The 23,775-nt window shown below is 70.3% G+C and carries 17 protein-coding genes, 2 pseudogenes and 1 riboswitch; of the genes and pseudogenes, 9 read left to right on the forward strand and 10 right to left on the reverse strand.

What is annotated here, in order from left to right; genetic code table 11:
* A pseudogene (locus AC2VOK_RS08440) lies at window positions 1-1,474 on the reverse strand (cation-translocating P-type ATPase); the annotation flags it as partial.
* A 362-nt stretch (window positions 1,475-1,836) separates the two neighbouring features.
* Between AC2VOK_RS08440 and AC2VOK_RS08445 the strand changes: the two are divergent.
* Entirely contained in the window at window positions 1,837-2,298 is a 462-nt protein-coding gene (locus tag AC2VOK_RS08445; RefSeq protein WP_428900070.1) for an SRPBCC family protein, read from the forward strand.
* Between the two features lie 25 nt (window positions 2,299-2,323).
* Here AC2VOK_RS08445 and AC2VOK_RS08450 read toward each other — a convergent pair whose 3' ends face one another.
* From AC2VOK_RS08450 to AC2VOK_RS08480, 7 genes are read right to left on the reverse strand one after another with little or no spacing between them, the layout of a single operon-like run.
* A complete protein-coding gene (locus AC2VOK_RS08450) occupies window positions 2,324-3,760 on the reverse strand; it encodes an aldehyde dehydrogenase family protein (RefSeq protein ID WP_428900071.1) in 1,437 nt (478 codons plus the stop codon).
* A gap of 27 nt (window positions 3,761-3,787) precedes the next feature.
* Complete coding sequence (locus AC2VOK_RS08455) at window positions 3,788-5,494, reverse strand: thiamine pyrophosphate-binding protein (RefSeq protein ID WP_428900072.1); 1,707 nt, start codon at window positions 5,492-5,494, stop codon at window positions 3,788-3,790.
* Window positions 5,495-5,496: 2 nt separating this feature from the next.
* Window positions 5,497-6,690 (reverse strand): CaiB/BaiF CoA transferase family protein, encoded by a 1,194-nt coding sequence (locus AC2VOK_RS08460; RefSeq protein WP_428900083.1) that lies wholly within the window; start codon window positions 6,688-6,690, stop codon window positions 5,497-5,499.
* Between the two features lie 16 nt (window positions 6,691-6,706).
* Window positions 6,707-7,657 (reverse strand): SDR family NAD(P)-dependent oxidoreductase, encoded by a 951-nt coding sequence (locus AC2VOK_RS08465; protein ID WP_428900073.1) that lies wholly within the window; start codon window positions 7,655-7,657, stop codon window positions 6,707-6,709.
* On the reverse strand, window positions 7,654-9,504 hold the full coding sequence (locus tag AC2VOK_RS08470) for a flavin-containing monooxygenase (RefSeq protein WP_428900074.1): 1,851 nt from the start codon (window positions 9,502-9,504) through the stop codon (window positions 7,654-7,656). The genes AC2VOK_RS08465 and AC2VOK_RS08470 overlap by 4 nt, the downstream gene beginning before the upstream one ends.
* Window positions 9,505-9,520: 16 nt before the next feature.
* Window positions 9,521-10,891 carry an aromatic ring-hydroxylating oxygenase subunit alpha gene (locus AC2VOK_RS08475; RefSeq protein WP_428900075.1) on the reverse strand — a complete coding sequence of 457 codons (1,371 nt, stop codon included), beginning with the start codon at window positions 10,889-10,891 and terminating at the stop codon, window positions 9,521-9,523.
* A complete protein-coding gene (locus tag AC2VOK_RS08480; protein ID WP_428900076.1) occupies window positions 10,891-11,736 on the reverse strand; it encodes an SDR family NAD(P)-dependent oxidoreductase in 846 nt (281 codons plus the stop codon). Before AC2VOK_RS08480 ends, AC2VOK_RS08475 begins: the two co-directional genes overlap by 1 nt.
* Before the next feature lie 232 nt (window positions 11,737-11,968).
* On the opposite strand from AC2VOK_RS08480, the gene AC2VOK_RS08485 reads away from it, so the two are divergent.
* The 4 genes from AC2VOK_RS08485 to AC2VOK_RS08500 are packed head-to-tail and all read left to right on the forward strand — an operon-like array spanning window position 11,969 to window position 16,735.
* Window positions 11,969-13,597: a Vgb family protein gene (locus AC2VOK_RS08485; RefSeq protein ID WP_428900077.1), complete on the forward strand. Its 1,629-nt coding sequence runs from the start codon at window positions 11,969-11,971 to the stop codon at window positions 13,595-13,597.
* Window positions 13,597-14,346 carry a GntR family transcriptional regulator gene (locus AC2VOK_RS08490; protein WP_428900078.1) on the forward strand — a complete coding sequence of 250 codons (750 nt, stop codon included), beginning with the start codon at window positions 13,597-13,599 and terminating at the stop codon, window positions 14,344-14,346. The genes AC2VOK_RS08485 and AC2VOK_RS08490 overlap by 1 nt, the downstream gene beginning before the upstream one ends.
* Before the next feature lie 15 nt (window positions 14,347-14,361).
* A complete protein-coding gene (locus tag AC2VOK_RS08495) occupies window positions 14,362-15,960 on the forward strand; it encodes an AMP-binding protein (RefSeq protein WP_428900084.1) in 1,599 nt (532 codons plus the stop codon).
* Complete coding sequence (locus tag AC2VOK_RS08500; RefSeq protein ID WP_428900079.1) at window positions 15,953-16,735, forward strand: SDR family NAD(P)-dependent oxidoreductase; 783 nt, start codon at window positions 15,953-15,955, stop codon at window positions 16,733-16,735. Before AC2VOK_RS08495 ends, AC2VOK_RS08500 begins: the two co-directional genes overlap by 8 nt.
* A gap of 12 nt (window positions 16,736-16,747) precedes the next feature.
* On the opposite strand, the gene AC2VOK_RS08505 is transcribed toward AC2VOK_RS08500, so the two are convergent.
* The gene (locus AC2VOK_RS08505) at window positions 16,748-17,767 is read right to left on the reverse strand and encodes a zinc-dependent alcohol dehydrogenase family protein (protein ID WP_428900080.1); all 1,020 of its coding nucleotides are present in this window, start codon (window positions 17,765-17,767) and stop codon (window positions 16,748-16,750) included.
* A gap of 314 nt (window positions 17,768-18,081) precedes the next feature.
* Between AC2VOK_RS08505 and AC2VOK_RS08510 the strand changes: the two genes are divergently transcribed.
* Window positions 18,082-20,088 (forward strand): SGNH/GDSL hydrolase family protein, encoded by a 2,007-nt coding sequence (locus AC2VOK_RS08510; RefSeq protein ID WP_428900081.1) that lies wholly within the window; start codon window positions 18,082-18,084, stop codon window positions 20,086-20,088.
* 7 nt (window positions 20,089-20,095) lie between these two features.
* Here the strand turns inward: AC2VOK_RS08510 and AC2VOK_RS08515 are convergent.
* Window positions 20,096-20,293: pseudogene (locus AC2VOK_RS08515) on the reverse strand (methyltransferase); the annotation flags it as partial.
* 75 nt (window positions 20,294-20,368) lie between these two features.
* A riboswitch (M-box (ykoK) riboswitch) is annotated at window positions 20,369-20,597 on the forward strand.
* Window positions 20,598-20,835: 238 nt separating this feature from the next.
* On the opposite strand from AC2VOK_RS08515, the gene AC2VOK_RS08520 reads away from it, so the two are divergent.
* From AC2VOK_RS08520 to AC2VOK_RS08530, 3 genes are all read left to right on the forward strand, one after another.
* Window positions 20,836-20,979 carry a hypothetical protein gene (locus AC2VOK_RS08520; protein WP_421531532.1) on the forward strand — a complete coding sequence of 48 codons (144 nt, stop codon included), beginning with the start codon at window positions 20,836-20,838 and terminating at the stop codon, window positions 20,977-20,979.
* 94 nt (window positions 20,980-21,073) lie between these two features.
* On the forward strand, window positions 21,074-22,825 hold the full coding sequence (locus AC2VOK_RS08525; protein WP_428900082.1) for an NRAMP family divalent metal transporter: 1,752 nt from the start codon (window positions 21,074-21,076) through the stop codon (window positions 22,823-22,825).
* A 378-nt stretch (window positions 22,826-23,203) separates the two neighbouring features.
* A partial coding sequence (locus AC2VOK_RS08530) for an FAD-dependent oxidoreductase (RefSeq protein ID WP_428900085.1) occupies window positions 23,204-23,775 on the forward strand: 572 nt, incomplete at its 3' end.

Here is a 23,775-nt window from a genome sequence, read left to right on the forward strand (position 1 = left end):
CCGCCGACGGGCCCTGCGTGGGCACCCGGCGCAGCCGCGCCCCGGTGGCCGGTAACTCGTCGGGGTCGGGCTCGGGCGGTTGTTCGGCGTGCAGCAGCGCGTCGGCGACCTCATAGACCCGGTCGTCGTCCCAGCCGGGCATGTCCCCGTGCGCGCGCAACACGGCGCGGTGGTCGCCGCGCAGGGCCGCCCCGTCGATGACGACCACCTTGACCCGGTCCAGCCGGCGCAGGGCCCCGGGGTCCAGGATCAGCTGCCCGGCGTTGGCCAGGCCGCGGCCCAGCACGGCGGCGAACGTCTGGCGGCCCATGTGGGCGGCCCTTGGCACCCCGGCCAGTAGGGCGCCCGCGGCGTCCTCGGTGCCGCCGCCGGCCAGCAACGCGGTCGCCGCGGCGATCAGCGACGCGTTGGCGGCCTGGTCGGCGTACTCCTCCACGGGGCCGGCCATCGACCCCTTCGCGGTGTCGACGGCCGCGTCGACGGCCCCGCCGACCATGACGTGGGACGCTTCACCGGCGGCTGCGGCCGCCGAGGTGTGCCGCAGCGCCTGCGATGTGGGCCCGGCCGACGAGATGACGGGCACCACCGGGGCCTGCGGCCGCCGCGGCGAGGCGAGCTCCGGCTCCCGCTCGCGCCACTGCTGCCGGTGCGCCGCCGCTTCGGAGATCTGCAGGCTGCGTTGCGCGAGGTCCAGCATCGGTGTGCCGATCGCCTGGGTCAGCCCGTTGGATACCGCCGCCGAAGCGCTGAGCAGTAAGTCGGTGCCGACGCGGCCCAGCCGCGACTCCAGGACGGAGACGATTCGCGGCTGATGGTTCAACAGAGCCGAGGCGGCGCGTGCGCTGCGCGGGGCGACGGGCAGCCGGCCCAGCCACCCGGTGACCGCGGCACCGATCGCCCCGACGTCCATCGCCGCGGCCGTCAACGGCACCAGGATCGCCAACGGGTTGCCCGGGTCGGCGAACGGTGCGGTGCGGGTAGCCGGCCGCGTCCCGGCCAATGTCAGGTCCTCGGCCACGCGTGAGACCGTCCGGCGCACCTCGCCCAGCACCGCGTCGCAGTCGGCCTCGCTTTCCAGTTCGACCACCAGCCGGCCCAGCGCCCCCTCCACGTGGGCCGTGGCCACACCGGGAATCCTGCGCACCGGCTCCTCGACGACCGGCGCGTGTTCGTGCCAGCTGGGGAAGGGCAGCAGCGGGTCGATGTCCAGGTGCACCCGCCGTCCGCTCTGCCAGCGCACCTGCGGCGTGACGTGGTTCGCGGACCCGTTGGTGGCGGAACTGCCGATCCCGATCGCACGGCTCGTTGTCTGCGCCATGGACTGCATCACCGGACCGGCCAGCTCGGTGACCGGACTGGCCAGCAGCTGGACCGCGCCCACCGCGCCGGCTGCGGTGGAAACGCCGGCTCGGACGACCTCCGCGGCTCCACCGGTCACGCCGGCGATGACGCCGGATACCCCGGGAATCCTCATTCCGTCACCCTAACGATCACACCCATCGCGCCCAATGGCCTCGGCGTACCGAGAGCATGTTCACAGCCGCACCGTGACGAGCCGTAGCGATGGAGCCGAAAATTGCGGGGGACCCGAATCGGGGCGGTTGCCGGGGTGTCCAGTGACTGCACTGTCAAAGAGCCTACCGGGTTGGCGGACGGCCGAACTCTCTGAACAAGCGGGTGTCGAGCGTCCGACCTGCTAGCCCGCCGGGACCTCGCGCGGGGCGGCCATCACGAGCGTAACCGCACGGCGAAAAATCGGGCCGCAAATCGCCGTGGCGTTACGCACGCGGCGTGCGCGCGCTCGCCGGGACCTCGCGCGGGGCTAGGTTATGCCCCATGAGTTGGTGGTTCGCCCGGGCCGAGCGGACGCTGTCCGAACAGGTGCCCGCCGCACCGGACAGGGTCCGCGACTTCTACGTCGACCTGGACAACATCAAGGTCGTGCATCCGCTGATCGTGTCCGTGGCCGCCGAGTCCCGCGTCGACACCCCCGACGGCTACCGGCGGAGCTATCGCGTGGTCGACCGGATCCCGCTGGGGCCGTTCACGGTGCGGATCACCTACCGGGCGACGCTGCACGTGCCGGCCGACGGCGACGTGCACACCGAGGCCGACCAGTCCCCCGGGGTGCGGCTGCGGGGCACGGTGAGCTTCGAGCCGGCCGCCGGCGGCACCCGGCTCACCGAGCGAATCAGCATCACGGCGCCTCGGCCGCTGGCCCCGGTGACGACGCGCGAAGCGGTCAAGGCCCACACCGCGATGCTGGCCGGTATCCGGCGCCACTTCGAAACTGCTTGATCAAACGGCGTTTTCGTCGGGCCGGTTACTGCGCGGCCTTGTCGGGTGCGTAGCCCAGGATGCTCTTGACCTCCAGATACTCGTGGAACCCGAACGAGCTCCACTCCCGGCCGTTGCCGCTGCGCTTGTAGCCACCGAACGGCGCGTTGATGTCGAAGGCGTGGTTGATCGTCACCCAGCCGGCCCGGATCCTGCGGGCCACGGCGCGCGCCGTGTCGAGGTCGGCCCCCGAGACGTAGCCGGCCAGGCCGTAGTCGGTGTCGTTGGCCAGCGCGACGGCGTGGTCGAGATCGTCGTAGCCGAGCATGCACAGCACCGGACCGAAGATCTCCTCGCGCGCGATCGTCATGTCGTTGGCGACGCCGGCGAAGACGGTCGGCCTGACGTAGTAGCCGGTGTCCAGGCCGTCGGGTCGGCCGGGACCGCCGGCAACGACTGTCGCGCCCTCGTCGATGCCGGTCCGGATCAGCCGCTGCACCTTGTCGAACTGCGCCCTCGACGCCACCGGCCCGATCGCGGTCTTGTCGTCGGGGTGTCCCACCCGCACCTGGCCGGCGGTTTCCCGCGCGACGGCGACGGCCTCGTCCATGCGCGAGTTCGGCACCAGCATGCGCGACGGCGCGTTACAACTCTGCCCGGAATTGGGCATCATGTTGGCCACGCCGGCGCGCACGCCGTCGGCGAAGCCCGCGTCGTCGAGCACGATGTTGGGGCTCTTGCCGCCGAGCTCCTGGGTCACCCGCTTGACGGTGGGGGCGGCGGCTTTGGCGACCTCGACGCCGGCGCGGGTCGACCCGGTGAAGGACACCATGTCGATGTCGGGATGGCCCGCAAGTGCCATGCCCACGCCCGGGCCGTCGCCGTTGACCAGGTTGAACACCCCCGCGGGCACGCCCGCGGCGTCCAGGACCTCAGCGAAGACGCAGGCCGAGAACGGCGCGACCTCGGACGGTTTGAGGATCATCGTGCAGCCCGTCGCCAGCGCCGGGTACACCTTGACCGCGATCTGGTTCAGCGGCCAGTTCCACGGCGTGATCAGCCCGCAGACGCCGACGGGTTCCCGGGCCAGCAGCGTCGCCCCGTGTTGTTCGGAGAACGAGAAATTCTTCAGCACGTCGATCGCCGTGGCCAGGTGAGCGAGCCCGAGCCCGACCTGCGGGCCCGCCGCCAGCGAAGGCGGCGCGCCCATCTCCTCGGTGACCGCGTCGGCGAGATCGCCTGCGCGCCTTTGATATTCGACGAGAATGGACTCGAGTAGCTCGAGGCGCTGCTCGCGACTGGTCTGCGACCAGCCGGCGAAGGCGCGCCGGGCCGCGGCGACCGCGACGTCCACGTCGGCGGCCGTACCGAGCGAGATCTTGCCGGCGACCCGCTCGGTCGCCGGGTTCTCGACGTCGAACGGGTTGGGGCGCAGGGGGTCGACCCATCGCCCGTCGATGTAGAACTGCAGGTGTTCGCGCATCGGATCATCCTCCTATTACTGGGTCTATTACTGGGTGCCTTCGGCGTACCAGGTGCGGAATTCGTCGTACTTGGGCATTTCCTCGGAATTGGCCTTGGGGTCGATGCAGACGTGCACGACGGCGGCCTTGCCGCTCGCATACGCCCGCCCGATCGCCGGGCCGATCTCCTCCTCCTTCTCGACGTACTCGCCGTGGCAGCCGAAACCTTCGGCGACCTTGTCGAGGCGGACGTCCTTGCTCCAGTGCACACCCGGCTGCGGAGACGGCTGGGGGAAGGTGCGCTTGTAGACGCCGACTTCGAGGCCCCACTGGTGGTCGACACCCACCACGCACACCAACGGAAGATGCTGCCGTGCCGCCGTTTCCAGTTCGGCGATGTGGAACAGGAACGCCGAATCGCTGGTCAGCAGCATCACCGGGCGTGTGCCGCCCTCGGCGACCGACGCTCCGATCGCGTAGGGCAACCCGGTGCCGAGGTGGCCGAAGTTCTGGTTCCAGATGACGTCGCGCGGTTTGGCCTGCGAGTAGGTCCAACCGAAGATGACGGTCGCGCCGCCGTCGCGGACCATGATGCCGTCGCGCGGGAATGCTCGGGTCGCCTCGACCACGAACCGCGCGGGGTGCACCGGCGTCCGGCCCGCCGGCGCGCTCTCGGCGAGCAGCGCCAGCTCGGCCGCGTCCTGGTTGATCCAGCGGTCGAGGTCGGCCGACGGTGTGCGCGGGCTGTCCCGGAGCGCGTCGACCAGCTGGGGCACCACACCGCGAAGATCGCCGACCAGGGGAACGTCGATGGGCCGGTTGACCCCGATGGCCGCTGGGTCTTGTTCGACCAGTACCCATGTGCGCTTCGCGTCGTTCTGCGCCCAGTGGCGTGTCCTGCCGTAGTGGCTCGGTTCGCCGAGCTCCGTGCCGAGCGCGACGCACAGGTCGGAGGTCACCACCGCCTCGACGGCCGCCGGCGAGAATCCGTAGGCGAAGGTGCGGTCCTGCAGACCCTCGATGAACGACGTGCCACCGGAGGTCTGGATCACCGGGCAGGCCATCAGCTCGGCCAGCTCGCGGACCGCCGCCCCGGTGCGCGAGGTGTGCACACCGTGCCCTACCAACAGGATCGGGCTCTCGGCGGCGCGGATCAGCCTCACCGCTTCGGCCACCTCGCGCTCACCGGCGGTCTGGTTGACGAGCCGGTACCGCTGCGGCGGAAGCGGATCCGCGACGTCGAGCTCGGAGAGGATCACGTGCGACGGGTACTCGACATAGGCCGGGCCGGGCGTGCCGGACATGGCCCGGCGGATCGCCTCGTGAATGATCTCGTTGGTCTGGTCGGCGTACTCGATGGAGGCGCTGTATTTGACAGACGGCGCGAAGAGCGGTTCCTGCCGGACGAACTGGATGCGACCGCGCCGGACCCGTCGCTCGGTGATGCGGGCCCGCTGACCGCCGAGGAAGATCACCGGGGAGTTCTCCACCTTCGCGCACTGGATCGCTCCCGCGATGTTGGCCATTCCCGGGCCGAGCGTGCCGACGCACAGGCCGGGCTTGCCCGTCATCCGCGACGCCGCCTCGGCCATGAAGCCCGCGCTCAGTTCGTGGTGCGGTGCGACCACCGACCACCCGCGGGCGTCGGCCTCGGCGAACATGTGCACGAAGTTGGGGTCCGGGATGCCGAACAAGGTGTTGACGCCCTCGGCCCCGAACAGGTCCAGAATGCGTCGGTAGACGGGCACACCCATGGTCAGAATTCCTTTTCTTCGCGAGCAGTCGCACAATCACCGTTCGCCGCGGCATGTCGGGGGCTTTTGCGACTGCTCGCGCGGATTTCGGCGAGCACTTCTTCGGTGTCGGCGCCGAGCTGCGGCGCCGGACCCGCGACCCGGCCGGGCGTCCGGGAAAACCAGGTGGGTACGCCCGGGAAGCGCACCGGTCCGTACGGGGTGTCCACGGTCTCGAACATGCCGACGGCGTTGAGATGTGGGTTGTCGTACAGCGCGGCAGGAGTGTTCAGCGGCGCGGCGGGGATCTCGAGCTCGCGGAACAGCGCCAGCCACTCCCCGGTCGTGCGCTCTTTCATCGTCTCGGCCACCAGCCCGTAGACGGTGTCGATCTGGCGTGCGCGCTGTTGCAGCGTGGCGTACGGCTCGCCGGCCCACGGCGGCCGCACGGCGTCGACGAACGCCTTCCAGTGCTTGTCGTTGTAGATCAGGGCGGCGATGTGGCCGTCGCTGGTGCGGTACGGACGGCGGTTGGGCGCCACGGTGCGTGGATACACCGCCGGCCCCAGGGGCGGGTCGAACAGGGCGCCGTTGGCGTGCTCGACGAGCATGAACGCGGCCATGGTCTCGAACATGGCGACCTCGACCTCCTGCCCCTCCCCGGTGCGCTCGCGGTGGTACAACGCCATCGTCGTGGCATACAGCGCCGTCAGGCCGGCAACCTTGTCGGCCATGATCGTCCCGACGTAGTCGGCCTCGCCGGTCAGCTGCTGCTGCACCGCCGGCAGGCCGCATTCGGCCTGGATGGTGTCGTCGTAGGCGGGCCGGTCCCGGTCGGGTCCGCGGCGGCCGTACCCGTAGCAGTTGGTGTAGACGATCGCCGGGTTGACCGCGGCCACGTCGCCGTAGCCGAAGCCGAGCCGAGCGATCGCCTTGGCGCGCATGGAGTGGATGAACACGTCCGCGGTCGCCACGAGGGCGCGCAGCGCCTCCTGCCCGGCGCCGGTCCGCAGGTCCAGCACGACGCCGCGCTTGCCGCGGTTGACGTTGACGAACACCCCGCTCATGCCCGGCGCCGGGCCGACCGAGACGTAGCGGGTGTCATCCCCCTGCGGCGGTTCGACTTTGATCACGTCGGCACCCATGTCGGCCATGATCTGCGTGCAGTACGGGCCCATCACCATGGCGGTGAGGTCGATCACCCGCACGCCGGCCAGCGGGCCCTTCGGTGGGCTAGCCATGCAACGCCCCCTGATCGCGGGAGCGGTGCGCCAGGTCGAAGCTGTAGCGGATGTGCTCGGCGTGGCCGTCGGGCAGCGGCGGGAAGATCAGCGGCGCGTCGGCGCGCCGGATCGCCTCCAGATACTCGCCGACGTCCTCGACCGTCCACGACGACCGGTACACACCCGGCGTCTCGGCGACCACCGCCCGCGCCACCCGGCCCGCCAGCGCGACGAAGATCTCGCCGCTGACCGAGCAGGACTGGTGCGCAAGCCAACCCACGACGGGCGCGACGAGTTCCGGGCCCATCGGGGGGTAGGCTGAGACGTCGATGCCGTCCGCCATCCGGGTCACCGCGGCCGGCACGATCACGTTGGACGTGACGCCCTGCGCGGCGCCCTCGAGCGCCGCGACGCCGGACAGCCCGATCACCCCGGCCTTGGCGGCCGCGTAGCCGGCCACCGCGTGGTTGCCGTAGAGGCCGCCGATCGACGAGGTGAGCACGATCCGCCCATACCCGGCGTCGCACATGAGGGGAAACGCCGGGCGCACCACGTTGAACGCGCCGCGCAGGTGGACATCGAGCACGGCGTCGAAGTCCTCGTGGCTCAACTCTTTCAGCGAGCCACGGCGGACGTTGCCGGCGTTGTGGATCAGGACATCGATGCGCCCGTAGCGGTCGAACGCGGTCGCGATGATCGCCGCACCGCCCTCGCGCGTCGCGACCGATTCGGTGCACGCGACGGCTTCACCTGCAGCCGCGAGGATTTCGGCGGCCACCTGCTCGGCCGGCCTGGCGTCCGAGCCCGCTCCGTCCAGGCCGCCGCCGGAGTCGTTGACGACCACCCTGGCGCCGCGCGAGGCGAGCAGGTGGGCGTAGGCGCGGCCCAGCCCCCGGCCGGCGCCGGTCACGACGGCGACGCGGCCGTCGTATCTCAGCTGTGGAGCGGCAGTTTCGCTCACGCGTCCAGGACCAACCCGTCCAGGTCGCCCTTGTCGCGCCACTGCCTGATCAGGTCGCCGAACTCGTAGAAGCCGGGCGCGTAGTATTCCCCGATGGCTGAACGGATGCCCTCGCCGCCACCGCCGCCCTCGTTGTTGTAATAGCCGGGCGTGCACGAGACCGCGAAATCCGTGGTGTCGATGGACACGTCGCGGATGGTCTTAACCCAGTCGTCCTGCGCTTTCCGGCTCGGCTCGACCGTCGTTGCGCCGCGGGCTGTCGCCTCGGCGATGATGTAGGCGATGTGTTCGGCCTGCTGTTCCAACATCGCGGTGGTGTTCCCCGACGCCCCGCCCTGGATGAAGCCGGTGAAGAACTGGTTCGGGAAGCCGACACTCGTCATGCCGTGCAGCGACTTGTAGCCGTCCCGCCAGTGGTCGAACAGCGACAGCCCGTCGCGGCCCTCGATGACGTCGATGGCATAGCGCCGGCTGATCTCGGTCGTGATCTCGAAACCGCTCGCCCAGATGACGCAGTCGACTTCGTAGTGAACGCCGTTGGCCACCAGGCCCTTCGCTGTTGCCTGTTCGACGCCCTTGCATTCCGACACGTCGACCAGCGTCACGTTGGGTCGGTTGAACGTGGTCAAGTACTCGTCGTTGCTGCACGGCCGCTTGCACATGAACCGGTAGTACGGCTTGAGAGCCTCGGCGGTGGCCGGGTCGTCCACGACGGCCTCGACGTGGCGGCGCAGGCGCTCCATGACCTTGTAGTCCTCTTCTTCGTGCATCGCGGCGATCTGTTCGACCGTCAGGGATGCGGGATCCCCTGTCGCGGCGATCCGCGCGGTCAGGTTGCGTCCGAGTTCGGTCCAGAAGTCGCAGACCATGTCGGCCTGATCGAACACCACGCCTCCGCCCAGCGGTGACCACCGGTGGAAGTTGCGCTTGCGCTCCTCCTGCCAGCCCGGCCGCAGTGCGGCCGCCCACTTCGGGTCCGTGGGCGTGTTGCCGCGCACGTCCACCGACGAAGGCGTGCGCTGGAACACGTAGAGGTGCGCGGCGTCTCGGCCCAGGTGCGGAACCAGTTGCACGCCGGTGGCTCCCGTGCCGACGAGGGCGACGCGCTTGTCGTGCAACTTGCGCAGGCCGCCAGTCGAGTCCCCGCCGGTGTACTCGTAGTCCCAGCGCGCGGAGTGGAATTGGTGCCCCTCGAAGTCCCCGATGCCCGGAACGCCCGGCAGTTTCGGGCGGTTGAACGACCCCTGTGTCATGACGACGAAGCGCGCGCGGATGTCGTCACCGCGGTTGGTGCGCAGCCGCCAGCGTTTGATGGAGTCGGCCCAGCGCATTTCGGACACCTGGGTGGAGAAGATCGCCCCGTCGTACAGCCCGAAGTGCTTGCCGATGTTGCGGCAGTGCGCACGTATCTCGGCGCCGTCGGCGTACTTCTTCGTCGGTACGTAGTCGAGCTCTTCGAGGAGCGGGATATAGCAGTACGCATCGTTGTCGCACTGGATACCCGGGAAGCGGTTCCAGTACCACACCCCCCCGAAGTCTCCGCCCATCTCGATGACGCGCACCTCGTCGACGCCGGCCTTCTTCAGGTATGCGCCGGCCAGCAGCCCCGCGATGCCGCCGCCGAGCACCACGACCTCGGCCTCCTCGGCGATCGGATCCCGCGTCGGCACCGGCGTGTACGGATCCACCTCGCAAAAATCCGCGAACTCACCCTCGAGCTCGAGGTATTGTCTGGAGCCTTCCGGGCGCAGCCGCTTGTCGCGCTCGTCGCGGTACTTGCGCCGCAGCGCGACGAGATCGATGTCGTCGGGGGTGTCGGTGGGCCCGCAGGTGTCGAACAATGTCATGGGGGGTGCGTTCTCCTCACAGCTCTCGGGGTTCGCCGGTGCCCATGTACTTGGACAGCTGGTGGTGCAGGTTCACGGTGCTGCGTTCGCGGTACGGATTGGGCTTGGTGCCGGGAAAGCCCATCGACTTCATGCCCTGCTGCACGGCGGCCATGTTGGAGAAGTCCTGCGGCAACACCGATCGCCACCGTGGGTCACCGACCGGGGTGTGTTCCCACTCGGTCTGCGGCGCTTCGCCTTGGGGAAACAGTTCGAACACCGAAACCTCGAAGATGCACTTGTTCGGGTCGTAGCCGGGGTCCGGCCGGGCGCTGTAGCACAGTGCGACCGTCACACCCTGACCGATCTGGAAGTTCGGGAAGATCTGCCAGGCGGTGCCCGCCTGCCCGAGGATGTCGGAGGAGATCGTCGGCCAGATCACGCCGCGGGCCTCGTCGTCGCGGCGCGCGGACGCCAGCCAGTGCTCGAGGACCTTGTCGGGAGGTGTGCCCTCGGGCAGTTCGTCGACCAACCGTTTGGCGGCGTTCACCAGCGTCTCGGTGGTGGAGGTGTTGGTCTCCTCCATCGTGTAGATCTGCATCTCGGCGGTCGAGACCCGCGGGTCGGCGCCCGTGCCGAGGCGGATCTTGGACTTGGTCGCCGCGAGGTCGTCCGGGGCGTCGTAGCCGATGTTGCTGTGGCGACCCTGCGCCTTGGCCCAGCCCTTGAACTCGCCGAACCTGTTGAACTCCGGGTGCGTGGTGAACACGTGGTAGGTCTCGTTGAAGGCCTCCAGCGCGACTTTCCAGTTGCAGTCGAAGTGCAGCCACCTGCGCCACTTGTAGCGCATGTTTTCCAGGCCGAACGGGTCGAGAATCTTCGCGGCCGGGAACAGGTAGTCGGCCAGCGGCTCGCACTCCGGGTCCATGTTGATCCACAGCCAGCCGCCCCAGGTGTCGACGTTGACCGGCCGCAGATGCGTGTTGTCCGGCGTGAGAGCGTCCTGCCAGTCCTGCTGTTCGCGGATGCGCGTGCAGGCGCCGTCCAGGCCGTAGGTCCAGCCGTGGAAGCCGCAGACGAACGACTTGCGGGCGCGGCCGAGGGCGTTCTTGGCGCCCGCGGGCGTGTCGATCAGCCGGCGCCCGCGGTGCATGCAGACGTTGTGGTGCGCGAGAAACTCGTGGGGACCGGTGCGCACCACGATGATCGAGTCGTCGAGGATGTCGTAGGTGAGGTAGCTGCCCACCTCGGGCAGCTCCTCGACGCGGCCGGCCTGCAGCCAGACCTTGCGCCACAGCCTGTCCCGTTCGGCGCGCGCATAGTCTTCGGACACGTACGCCTCGACGCCGATCGTCATCGGCTGCGAAAGCTCCTCGGCCGCGGCGGCAGTGTGGGCCAGATCGGTCATCACATCCTCCTGATGGCGGCGCGGAAGGATTCGTCCTTGAGGAACAGCGAGGTGTTGTCGGCGCCCAGGTGGCTCCATCTGAGGTCGAGCCCGCCGTCGACGAGCAGCGTCTGCCCGGTGATGTAGCTCGACAGCTCCGAGAGCAGGAACAGGATGGCGCGGGCCTGCTCCTCGGGTCGCCCGCGCCGGCCCATCGCGATCGCCCGCCGATCCCGCTCCGGGTCCTCGTCGACGTAGGTGAGCGAGGCCGCGGTCTCGGTGACGCCCGGCGCCACCGCGTTCACCCGGACTCCGGCCGGCGCCAACTCGAGCGCCATGGTGCGGGTCATCGCGGCGATGGCGGCTTTGGCAGTCCCGTAGGCGATGTGGAACGGCGCGGCGTTCATGCCGCTGATCGAGGAGATCGACACGATCGACCCGGGCCGTTGCTGCGCGAGGAGTTCGGCGGCCACCGCGCGGCTCATGAAGAACGCGGTCTCGAGGTTGTCGGCGAAGATCGTGCGCCAGTCGGCGCGCGTCACGCGCGTCGCCGGCATCCACGTCGACGGCGCGGCGCCGCCGGCGACGTTGACCAGCCCGTAGAGCCGACCGCCGGTTCGCCGGCTCTGCTCGATCACGGCGGCGATCCCCGCGTCGGTCGACGCGTCGGCCACCACGGGCACGACGGACAGGCCCTGGCGGGTCAGGGGAGCGACGTGCTCGTCGAGGTTGTCCCGCGAGCGGCTCACGGCGATCACGGTGGCCCCCGCGCGTGCGGCGAGCTCCGTGACGGTCGTGCCGATGCCGCCGCCGCCGGCGCCGGACACCACCACGACGCGACCGTCGAGCCCGAGAAGATCCGCCATGACCCGCTTTCCCCGGCCGCGGACGCCGTTACCGCCCGCGACGCGGTACGCCACCATTGTGTCCGGACAAAATAGTGGATTCTACCTTTTGGAGAATACTATTCCCATCGCGATCGACCGCTGTCAAGGCTGGGCCGCGGCCCGTCGGGAGCTATTGTCTGGACCAGTGTGAATTGATAACGTCCAGCCGGACAGGCACTTGCGGGCCGAAGGGAAGGATCCCGCCCAGACCATGACCATCGCGGCGCAGCCATCGCGATATGCCGCCCTCGATGCCGGACCTCACCCCATCGACGTCGCGGCGGGCTGGCGACTCGAGCGGGTCACCGCCCCCAGCCGCCTGTTCGGCGCCAACGGCCTGCGCACCGGCCCGGACGGCCGCATCTTCATCGCGCAGGTGACCGGCAGCCAGATCAGCGCGCTGGAGCCCGGCACCGGCCAACTGTCGACTGTCAGCGCCAGGGGCGGCGACATCGTCGCGCCCGACGATGTCGCCTTCGACGCCGGCGGCAACCTCTACGCCACCGAGGTCATGGACGGCCGGGTGAGCATGCTCGACACTGCCGGGCGCACCCGGGTGCTGCGCGACGACATCCCGTCGGCCAATGGCATCACCATCCATCGGGGCCGGTTGTTCGTCGGCGAATGCCGCGAGGGTGGGCGCCTGCTCGAACTCGACCCCGGCGGCGCCCCACCCCGCGTGCTGCTGGAGAACGTGCCCTCGCCGAACGCGATGGAGGTGGGCCCGGACGGGCTGCTGTACTTCCCGGTGATGGGCGCCAACGCGATCTGGCGGGTCGATCCCGAGGGCGGCGAACCACAGTGTGTCGCCGGCGATCTCGGTGTTCCCGACGCGGTGAAGTTCGACCCGCGGGGCCACATCGTCTCCACGCAGGTCGCCAGCGGGCAGGTGCTGCGCATCGATCCCCGCACCGGCGAGCGGCGGGTGCTGGCCCAGCTGACGCCGGGTCTGGACAACTGCACGCTGCTCGGCGAGAACGTGCTGGTGTCCAACTTCACCGGCGAGATCACCGAGATAACGCCGAGCGGCGCGACGCGCACGGTGTTGCCCGGCGGGCTCAACTGGCCACTGGACCTGACCGTGGGGCACGACGGGCGGCTCTACGTCGCCGACGGCACCTTTTTCCATGCGGTGCTGCCCGACGGGTCCCTGCGGGCGGAGGGGATGCTGTTCAGCCCCGGCTATCCGGGGTTCGTGCGCGGCGTCGTGGCGAGCGGTCCGGGCGAGTTCGTGGTGACGACCTCGGGCGGCCAGGTCAGCCGCTACCGGCCCGCCGCGAGCGAAACCGAGGTGCTGGCCGACGGTTTCGACCAGCTCTACGGTGTCGCGCTCGGGCCCGGCACAGTGGTGTTCGCCGAGCTGGGCACCGGGCGGGTGCTGGCATGGGCACCGGGCTCGGGCCGCGTCGAGGTGCTGGCGGCCGGCCTGCACGACCCGGTCGGCGTCGCCGTCGACCCGGACGGCGCGTGCCTGGTGGCCGAATCCGGCGCCGGACGCGTGGTCCGGGCCGACGGGTCCGGTATCGCCACCGTCGTCGCCGAACTGCTTCGCCCACAAGGGCTTTCGGTGCGCGACGGCGTGCTCTACATCGTCGACGCGGGGGCCGGGGAGGTGATCGCGTTCGACCTGGACACCGGGGTTCGCCGCACCATCGCCGCCGGGCTGCCGGTCGGCCCGCCCGCCGGGGTTGCGCCCAAACCGCTCAGGGGGATGCCGCCGTTCTCCGGACCGCAGGGCCCCTTCGCCGGCATCGCCGCCGCACCCGACGGCACGCTGTTCGTCTCGGCCGACGGCGACGGCAGCGTCCTGGCGCTGCGCCGGCCGCGGGACGGCCGCTGATGCCGCAGGCCATCCCGAACGACCACCGCTACCTGCAGATCGCGCGCACGCTGCGCAAGGAGATCGTCGACGGCGTGTACCCGGTGGGCTCGCAGCTGCCGACCGAACACCAGCTGTGTGAGCGGTTCGCGGTCAGCCGCTACACCGTGCGCGAGGCGATACGCCGGCTGCGCGAGGACAACCTGGTGGCGTCGCGGCCGCGGGCGGGCACCCGCGTCGTCCCCCGGCCGGCGTCGAGTTCCTATGCGCAGGACGCGATGTCGATCGACGACCTGCTGGCGTTCGCGTCCGGGGCTCAGCTGAGCATCGAGTCCAACGCCATGGTGACGATCGACGACGACCTCTCCTTCCGGACCGGGCTCGCGGCCGGCACGCAGTGGCTGTCGGTGCGCGGCTTCCGGCGGGCCGAGGGGGCGTCGGTGCCCCTGTGCCGCACGGAGTACTACATCAGCCGCGACTTCGCCGCGGTCGGCCGGTTGCTGCAGCGCCACACCGGGCCGATCTTCCCGCTGATCGAGGACCTGTTCGGGGTGAGCGTCGCCGAGTTGCACCAGGAGATTGCCGCGGTGCTGCTCTCGCCCGAGCAGGCCGACGGCCCCGGGGTCGAGGCGGGCACGGCGGCGTTGCAGATGCGGCGCACCTACCGGACCTCCGAGGGGGACGTCGCCCAGGTGACGATCAACACCCACCTGTCCTCGAAGTTCCGCTACGCGATCACCATGCGCCGGGTGACCGGCCAGGCCGGCTGAGGTGCGGCGACGGTGATCACCCCCGCCCGCCGCGACCCGGCCCGCGCGGCCGAGGCCTACCGGCGCGGCCTGTGGGTGCACACCACACTCGCCGATGCGCTGCGCGTGGCCGCGCACACCTTCCCGGGGCGAACTGCCCTGGTGGACAACGGTGTACGGGTAGACTGCGGCACGCTGCAGGCACGGGCCACCGGGCTGGCGGCCGCTCTGCTGGAGCGCGCGCCGGTGGGCAGTGTGGTGTCGTTCATGCTGCCGAACTGGTACGAAGCCGCCGTCGTCTACCTGGGCGCGACGCTGGCCGGGATGGTGGTGAACCCGATCCTGCCGTCGCTGCGCGACCACGAGCTGCGCTTCATCATCGAAGACGCGGGCGCCGCGCTGATCTTCGTGCCGCACCGGTTCGGCGGCCACGACTACGCGGAGATGCTCGACCGCGTGACCGCGGCGATGAGCGCACCGCCCGAGGTGGTGGTGCTGCGCGGCGAGGCCGGTGCGCACACGCCCTTCGCGGCGCTGTCCGGGCCGGGGCAGGCGCGGCTGCCCGCCCTGGATCCAGACGCCGCGCACCTGGTGCTCTACACCTCGGGCACCACCGGCCGTCCCAAAGGCGTCCTGCACAGCCATAATTCGATCCACGCGCTGATCTGCCAGCTCCGCGACCACTGGAGCATCGACCCGGGCGACTCGTTCCTGGTGCCGTCGCCGATCGCCCACATCGGCGGCTCGATCTACGCGTTCGAATGCCCGCTGCTGCTGGGCACGACGGCGGTGTTGATGGACCGCTGGGATCCCGCGGCGGCGGTGGCGCTGATGGACGCCGAGCGGTGCACCCACATGGCCGGGGCCACGCCGTTTCTGCAGCAGCTGTTGTCGGCCGCCGAGCGCGCCGGCACGCGGCTGCCCGACCTGAAGGTGTTCGTGTGCGGCGGCGCCTCCGTGGCACCGTCGCTGATCCGGCGCGCCGCAGGCTATTTCGATCGGGCGGTGGTCACCCGGGTGTACGGGTGCACGGAAGTGCCCGTCGCGACCGTGGGCGCGCCCCGGCGCGACGACGCCGACCGCGCCGCGGCCACCGACGGCAGGCCCGGCATCGCCGAGGTCGAGCTCGCCGCCCACCCGGCCGCCCCGGCCGGGGAGGGGGAGATCTGCGTACGCGGCCCGCAGATGCTGCTCGGGTACCGCTGCGCCGAGGACGAGGTCGGCTGTTTCGACGACGCCGGGTTCTTCCGCACCGGTGACCTCGGGCGCTGGGTCGACGACCGGTACCTCGTCGTGACCGGGCGCGCCAAGGACGTCATCATCCGCAACGGCGAGAACATCTCGGCCAAGGAGGTCGAGGACCTGCTCGCCGACCACCCCGGGATCGCCGAGATCGCGGTCGTCGGGCTGCCCGACGAGCGCACCGGCGAGCGGGCGTGCGCGGTGATCGTGGCGGCGGGCGCCCGGCGCCCCGACGTCGCGAGCCTGCTGGCGCTGCTGCAGAGCAAGGGCGTGGCGCAATTCAAGGCGCCCGAACAGGTCGTCGTCTGGGACGCCCTGCCGAAGAACGACGCCGGAAAGATCCTCAAGCACCGGATTCGGGCCGCTTTGACGGAGGTCACACAGGATGGGTGAGATGCAGGTCGCGATCGTCACGGGCGCCAGCAGCGGCATCGGCTGGGGCTGCGCCACCAAACTCGCCGACATGGGGATGGCGGTCGTCGGCACCGGCCGCGACGAGACCCGGCTGGCCGCGCTGGCGCAGGCCGTCGGCGACCCCGACCGGGTCGCGACGTTCGCCGTCGACCTGACCCGCGACGACGCGCCGCGGCGCATCGTCGACCTCGCCGTGTCCCGCTGGGGCCGCGTCGACTTCCTGATCAACAACGCCGGCGTCGGCAGCCCGAAGCCGCTGCACGAGACCGACGACGAAACCTTGGACCACTTCCTGGGTCTGATGCTGCGCGCCCCGTTCCGGCTCGCGCGCGACGTGCTGCCCCACATGGCCCCCGGGTCGGCGATCATCAACGTGACGTCGACCTTCGCGGTGATCGGCGGGCTGCGCGGCGGCGCCTACTCGGCGGCCAAGGGCGGGCTGACCGCGCTGACCACCCACATCGCCTGCCAGTACGGGGCCTCCGGCATCCGCTGCAACGCCGTCGCGCCCGGCGTGACGCAGACGCCGATGGTCGAGAAACGCCTGCAGGACGAGCGTTTTCGCAAGATCAACGTGGAGATGACGCCGCACCAACGCCTGGGCAGCGTCGACGACGTCGCCGGCACCGTCGCGTTCCTGTGCTCGCCGGCGGGCAGCTTCATCAACGGGCAGACGATCGTCGTCGACGGCGGCTGGAGTTCCACCAAGTACCTGTCGGAGTTCGCGCTGACATCCCGGTGGATCGGGCGGTGAAGGACCGAGTTCTCACACGGTGAGCAGGACTTTGACCGCGCGCCGCGTGTCCATGGCCCGGTACCCGGCGGCGGCGTCGGCAAGCGGCAGGCTCAGGTCGAAGACCTTGCCCGGGTCGATCTGGCCGTTCCAGATCAGCCTGATCAGCTCCGGCAGGAACCGGCGCACCGGCGCGAGCCCGCCATGCAGGTGCACGGCGGAGAAGAACAGCTCGTCGCCGGGCAGATTGACGTCGTGGGACAGCCCGACGAAGCCGATGTGGCCGCCGGGCCGGGTCGACGAAATTGCCTGCGTCATCGACTGCTGGGTGCCCACCGCCTCGATGACGCTGTGGGCGCCGAGGCCGTTGGTGAGGTCCTTGATCGCGGCGACGCCCTCGGCACCGCGTTCCTCCACGACGTCGGTCGCGCCGAATTCACGGGCCAGCGCCTGGCGATCGCGGTGGCGGCTCATCACGATGATCCGCTCGGCGCCGAGCTGTCGGGCGGCCATCACCCCGAGCAGTCCGACCGCCCCGTCGCCGACGACGGTGACGATCTTGCCGGGGCCGGCGTCGGCGGCGACGGCGGCGAACCAGCCGGTCCCGAGCACGTCGGAGGCGGCCAGCAGGCTGGGGATCAGCGCGTCGGGGGGCATTCCGGGGGTGGCCACCAGGGTGCCGTCGGCCAGGGGGATGCGGGCGTACTGAGCCTGCGTGCCGATGGTCCCCATCAATTCGCCCTGCACGCAGCGGCTCTGGTAGCCGGCCGCGCAGATCTCGCAGGTGTTGTCGGACGAGACGAACGACCCGACCACGAACTGGCCCGGCTTGACGTTGCGGACGTCGCTGCCGACTTCCTCGACGACACCGACGTACTCGTGGCCCATGGGCGCGTCGTGAACCTCGTCCTCGCCGCGGTAAGGCCACAGGTCGGAACCGCAGATACACGTCGCGGACAGCCGGATGACGGCGTCCGTCGGGTGGACGATCTTGGGGTCGTCGCGGTCTTCGACCCGCACGTCGCCCGGGCCATGCATCACCACACCACGCATCGATTGCCTCCCGTCGAGTGATCGTTCGGTCCTGGTTCCGACCCTAGTCGCGAGGCCCGCCGCCCGCCCGGCGCGGTGCGTGGCGCCGGCGGGCGCCCGCGCCGGAAAAGCATCCCGACTCCGCGCGTGTCATCTCCGGAATCATCGCGGCGCGAATCTAAGCTGTCTGCGATCACGAGGAGGGGCAGCGACGTATCGGCATCAACCATGGCGCCGGGCAGCAGGATGGTCGGGGCGCGCTAGCAGAAAGTACTGAGCCGGGCGGGACTTCCGCGCCGGCTCGCGACGCTGGGCGGCCCCGGTGGGTCGCCCCGGTGCGCCGGGTGGGCCGGCTCGCCGTCTGGGACCGGCCCGAGCGGCGCGGCGGGATTCCCGCCCTGGACGGTCTGCGCGCGGTCGCAGTCGCGCTGGTGCTCGTCGGTCACGGCGGTGTCCCCGGCGTGGCCGGCGGGTTCATCGGCGTCGACGTCTTCTTCGTCCTGAGCGGGTTCCTGATCACGTCGCTGTTGCTGGACGAGCTCGGGCGCACGGGGCGAATCGACCTGACCGGCTTCTGGATCCGGCGTGCGCGACGGCTGCTGCCCGCTTTGGTGTTGATGGTGCTCACGGTGGCCGCGGCCCGCGAGCTGCTGCCGTACCAGGCGCTGACCGGGCTGCGCAGCGACGCGATCGCCGCGTTCTGCTGGGTGGCGAACTGGCGGTTCGTGGCGCAGAAGACCGACTACTTCACCCAGGGCGCCCCGCCCTCGCCGCTGCAGCACACCTGGTCCCTGGGCGTGGAGGAGCAGTACTACTTCGTCTGGCCGCTGCTGCTCATCGCCGTGACGCTGCTGCTGGCGGCACGGGCCCGACGGCGCTCGACCCGGGCCACCGTGGGCGGGGTGCGGTTCGCCGCCTTCCTGCTGGCCACGGCCGGTGCGCTCGCCTCGGCGGCGGTCGCCGTCGGCTTCGTCTCCGACGGCACGCGTGACCGGATCTATTTCGGCACCGACACCCGCGCGCAGGCGCTGCTCGTGGGCGCCTCGGCGGCGGCGCTGCTGGTGCGGGACTGGCAGTCGCTGAACCGCGGGTGGTGCCTGATCCGGAGCCGTTGGGGGCGTCGGGTCGCCCGGGTGTTGCCGCTGCTGGGTCTGGCCGCACTGGCGGCCGCGGTCCACTTCGCCACCGGCGCCGCCGCGGAGTTTCGCCACGGCCTGCTGATCGGGGTCGCGCTCGCGGCCGTTCTGGTGGTCGCCCCGGTGGCGCTGGAGCAGCGCGGCGCCGTCGCCCGGGTGCTGGCGCTGCCTCCGCTGGTATGGCTGGGCACCATCTCCTATGGCGTCTACCTGTGGCACTGGCCGATCTTTCTGGCGCTCAACGGCGAACGCACCGGATGGGACGGGCCGCGGCTGTTCGCGGTCCGGTGCGCGGCCACCATCGTGGTCGCGGCCGCGTCGTGGTGGCTGATCGAGCAACCGATCCGGCGGTGGCGCCCGGCGCGGGTGCCGCTGCTGCCGCTCGCCGCGGCGACGGTGGCCAGCGCGGCGGCCGTGACGTTGCTGGTCGTCCCCGTGGCCACCGGACCCGCGCTGCGCGAGGCCGGTCTGCCGCCCGGCGTCTCGGCGGTCGCGGCTGTCTCGCCGTCGCCGCCCGACGCGAGTCGGCCGGCGCCCAGGCCGCGAGATCTCCACCGCCCATTCACCGTTTCGGTGTTCGGCGATTCGATCGGGTGGACCTGGATGCACTTCCTGCCCCCGACACCGGGATTCGCCTTCCTCGACCACACCGTCATCGGCTGCAGCCTCGTGCGCGGCACGCCGTACCGCTACGTCGGCGAAACACTGCAGCAGCGGGCCGAATGCGACGGCTGGCCGATGCGCTGGTCTCGCCAGGTCAGCCAGGACCAGCCCGACGTGGCGCTGCTGATCATCGGCCGCTGGGAGACGGTGGACCGCGTCAACGAGGGACAGTGGACCCACATCGGCGACCCGACGTTCGACTCCTACCTCAACGCCGAATTGCAACGGGCGCTGGACATCGCCGGCTCCACCGGCGCTCGCGTGGTTGTTGCCACCGTGCCCTACAGCCGGGGCGGGGAGAAGCCGGACGGTCGCCTGTATCCGGAGGATCAGCCCGACCGGGTCAACCAGTGGAACACCATGCTGCGCAAGGCGGTGAGCCGGCACCCCGGTGTGCAGATCCTCGATCTGAACGAGAAGCTCTGCCCGGACGGGGTTTACACCGCCAAGGTCGACGGGATCAAGGTGCGCAGCGACGGCGTCCACCTCACCCCCGAAGGGGTGCAATGGCTCACGCCGTGGCTCGAGAAGTCGTTGAAATAGCGACGAATCACCAGGTGCGGCAGCTCAGTTCCATGCTGTCGGTTTCCCGCACACCGAAATTGAAGCTGACGTAGCCGTTGGCGGGGTCGCGCACTCGGTCCAGGTAGGGCTGGGTGTCGGCGGCGCCGGTGTTGTCTGCGACGACCAGCGCACCCGTGGACAGGCGCGGTTCGAGTAGTTCGAGCACCGGCAGGTACAAGTCTCGGTGCGCTCGAGGGTATGCCTCCTCGGCGCGGCGGGTGTTTGACGCGCAGCGGGTGGCGGTGCGAACATGGAGCGGCAAGCACCTCGGTAGGTGAGGCGTCTGCACGGATACAGGCCACTGACCCCGAACGTCGAGAGACGCCCCGGGTCAGGACAGCTCTTCCCGGACCCAAGGGTTGAGCCCAAGTGGCTTCCGGACGAGGAGCGGTCCCAAGCGCGGCGAAGCCGGGCGCAGCGGGTCGCGACCATCGGCTACGTCCTGGATACGCCGTGCAGTGCCGAAGCTCCGGCGAGAGGGGTGCGGTCGGCAGGTTGCGGCCGTCATTCGCGCCTCTCCCGTTCAGGTGGATGCCACGACACCCGCGTGTGTCCCGGCCGTGAGGAGGTGAGGGCGAGATGAGCAGAACCAGTCCAGGCGATAGTCCATATCCGCATTCCGTCTCGTCCCAATCCGCTTCCGGCCCGCTGCGCGCCGGCTGATCGCCGGGTGCGTCTGACGCGCTGCACGCCGTGAGCCGATCGGGCCTCCTCGAGGAGAAGATCATGGCTTTTGTTGAGGTGCTCAACCATTGGTGCGCACGGCACCGCCCGACCGCCCAGGAGCGGGCGAACCGCTACGTGTCGCGGATGCCGATCAGCGTGCTGGCCGCGGCGCAGTCGCCGGACGGTGCGAACACGCGGCGCTGATCGGTCCGCGCCCGCCCCACCCTATCGACGATCGCAGTGGCCCAACGCGTTTCGGGACTGCACTCGCGCAGCTCGCACAGACAGTGAGAAAACGATGACTTCACTTTCCGCCCCCCGGCACGGCCTGCCCGACGTGGCCGGTCAGGCCGTGCTGGATTCCGCGCACATCGGCGACATCGTCGGCGCGTTCGGCCGCATCCGGCACGATGGCGCCGACGACCGCGTCGGCCGCTTGCGCCGCCTGCGCACCCTGATGGTCATCACCGGCCCGGGACTGATCGTCATGGTGGGCGACAACGACGCCGGAGGCGTCGCGACATACGCACAGGCCGGGCAGAACTACGGGATGGCCCTGCTGTGGACGCTGGTCTTCCTGATCCCGGTGCTCTACGTCAACCAGGAGATGGTGCTGCGCCTCGGTGCGGTCACCCGGGTGGGGCACGCGCGGCTGATATTCGAGCGTTTCGGCAAGTTCTGGGGTGCGTTCAGCGTCGGGGATCTGTTGATCCTCAACGCCCTCACGATCGTGACCGAATTCATCGGGGTAGCCCTGGCGCTGGGCTATCTCGGCTGTCCCAAGATCGTCGCGATTCCCGCCGCCGCCGTGCTGTTGTTCGCCGTGGTGGCCGGCGGCTCGTTTCGCCGCTGGGAAGCGCTGATGTTCCTGCTGATCGCGGTGAACGTGCTCGTCGTGCCGCTGGTCCTGCTGGTCCATCCCAGCCTGGCCAGGACGGCCGACGGCCTGGTGCCGCGGTTCCCGGGTGGGCTGGACTCCACCGTGCTGCTGTTGATCATCGCGATCGTGGGAACCACGGTGGCGCCGTGGCAACTGTTCTTCCAGCAGTCCAACGTGGTGGACAAGCGCATCACCGCGCGCTGGATTCCTTACGCGCGGGCCGATCTGGTCATCGGGATCGTCGTGGTCGTCGTCGGCGCCACCGCCCTGATGGCGGTGACCGCGTTCGGGCTGGCCGGCGCCGGCGTGGGCGACTTCACCGATGCGGGCGCGGTCGCCTCGGGTTTGTCCCGCCACCTCGGCGGCACCGTAGGGGCGTTGTTCGCGATCATCCTGCTCGACGCGTCGCTGATCGGGGCGAATGCCATCGGGCTGGCCACCACCTATGCCGTGGGCGACGCGATCGGACGGCGACACTCCCTGCACTGGAAGATCGGTGAGGCGCGGATGTTCTACGGCGGCTACGCGATGCTGCTCGCGGTGTCTGCGGCAGTCGCGTTCAGCCCCGACCACGTGCTGGGCCTGGTGACCCAGGGCGTTCAGGCACTCGCCGGTGTGCTGCTGCCTTCGGCGACGGTGTTCTTGGTCCTGCTGTGCAACGACCGCGCGGTGCTGGGGCCCTGGGTGAACACTGTGCGGCAGAACATCGTCGCGTGGGCCATCGTCTGGTCGCTGGTGTTGCTGTCGCTGGCCCTGACGGCGACGACGTTCTTCCCGGGCTTGTCGACGGCCACCATCGAGGCCGGCCTCGCCGTCGGCGCGGTGATCGGTATCGCGGGCGGAGCCGCCGGGATCGTCGCCGGCCGGCGCTACACCGACCGGCAGGAGGCGGAAGTCATCGTGCGGGCGCTGGGCGGCTGCCTGGACCCCGAGCAGGTCGACCGGCTCGACGACACCCCGCTGCTCTCGCGTGCCGAACGCCGTGCGGTGCGCCTGCAGGACCGATTAGACTGGCAGACACCCGATCTGGCCGGGCTGGCTCGCCCCGCCATGTCGCCGATCCGGCGGATGGGGCTGTTCACCCTGCGTGCCTACCTGGTGGTGGCCGTCGTGTTGGTGGTCGTCAAGATCGCGCAGGCGGGCATCATCGCACCCGCCACGTCACTGTGAGTAACGCTCCAGCACAACGATTTTGTCGCGGGTGTGCAGACGCCGCTGGACGCGCTCACCGATGCGTTCACCACTGCTTATGCCGCGCTGCTGCCGGTCAGGTGGTCCTCGGTGCGGGGCTCGCGAGCGCTCTGGACCTCATCGATATCCCGGAAATGCTGATAAGTCTGATCCCGTAAGGAACGCTGCCAGCCTCCCGAGGGGTCCGCGACGCGGGGGCCGCCGGGATCCTGACTGAAGACCGGGCGTCGTTGCCGGGTTTCTTCAGGGTCAGAAGTCCTCGCCGTGAGGGTCTTACGCACGCTGCGGCGGCGCACAACCATCGATAGCGTGACGTGAGTGACGGCCGACCAACCCCGCACTGACGGTCCCGGGGCCGTGGCGGTGCCCTTCGGCGACGTGACGGCCCTGCCCGACCTGCGCCACGACCGGCAGCGCGCCGGTCCCGTCCGTGGACGACGCCCGGTCTACGTCGACCTGCTGCCGCCGTGCAACGCCAGATGCCCCGCCGGGGAAAACATCCAGGCCTGGTTGGCCCACGCCCGCGCCGGTCAGTACGAGCAGGCGTGGCGCCAGCTGGTCGCCGACAATCCGTTCGCCGCGATCCACGGCCGGGTCTGCTACCACCCCTGCGAGTCAGTCTGTAATCGAACGCATCTGGATGCCGCGGTGTCCATTCACGCGGTCGAGAGATTTCTCGGTGACACCGCCCGTGACCACGGATGGCAGTTCGCGCCGCCGCCACCACCGACGGGTAAACGCGTCCTCGTGGTCGGCGCGGGCCCCAGCGGACTTTCGGCCGCTTATCACTTGGCCCGGATGGGGCATCAGGTCGAGGTTCGCGACGCCGGCGCCGAACCTGGCGGGATGATGCGCTACGGAATCCCCGACTACCGGTTGCCCCGCGATGTGCTGGACGCCGAGGTCCGGCGGGTTGTCGCGCTCGGCGT

It is taken from the genome of Mycobacterium sp. TH-M116 (assembly GCF_057473685.1).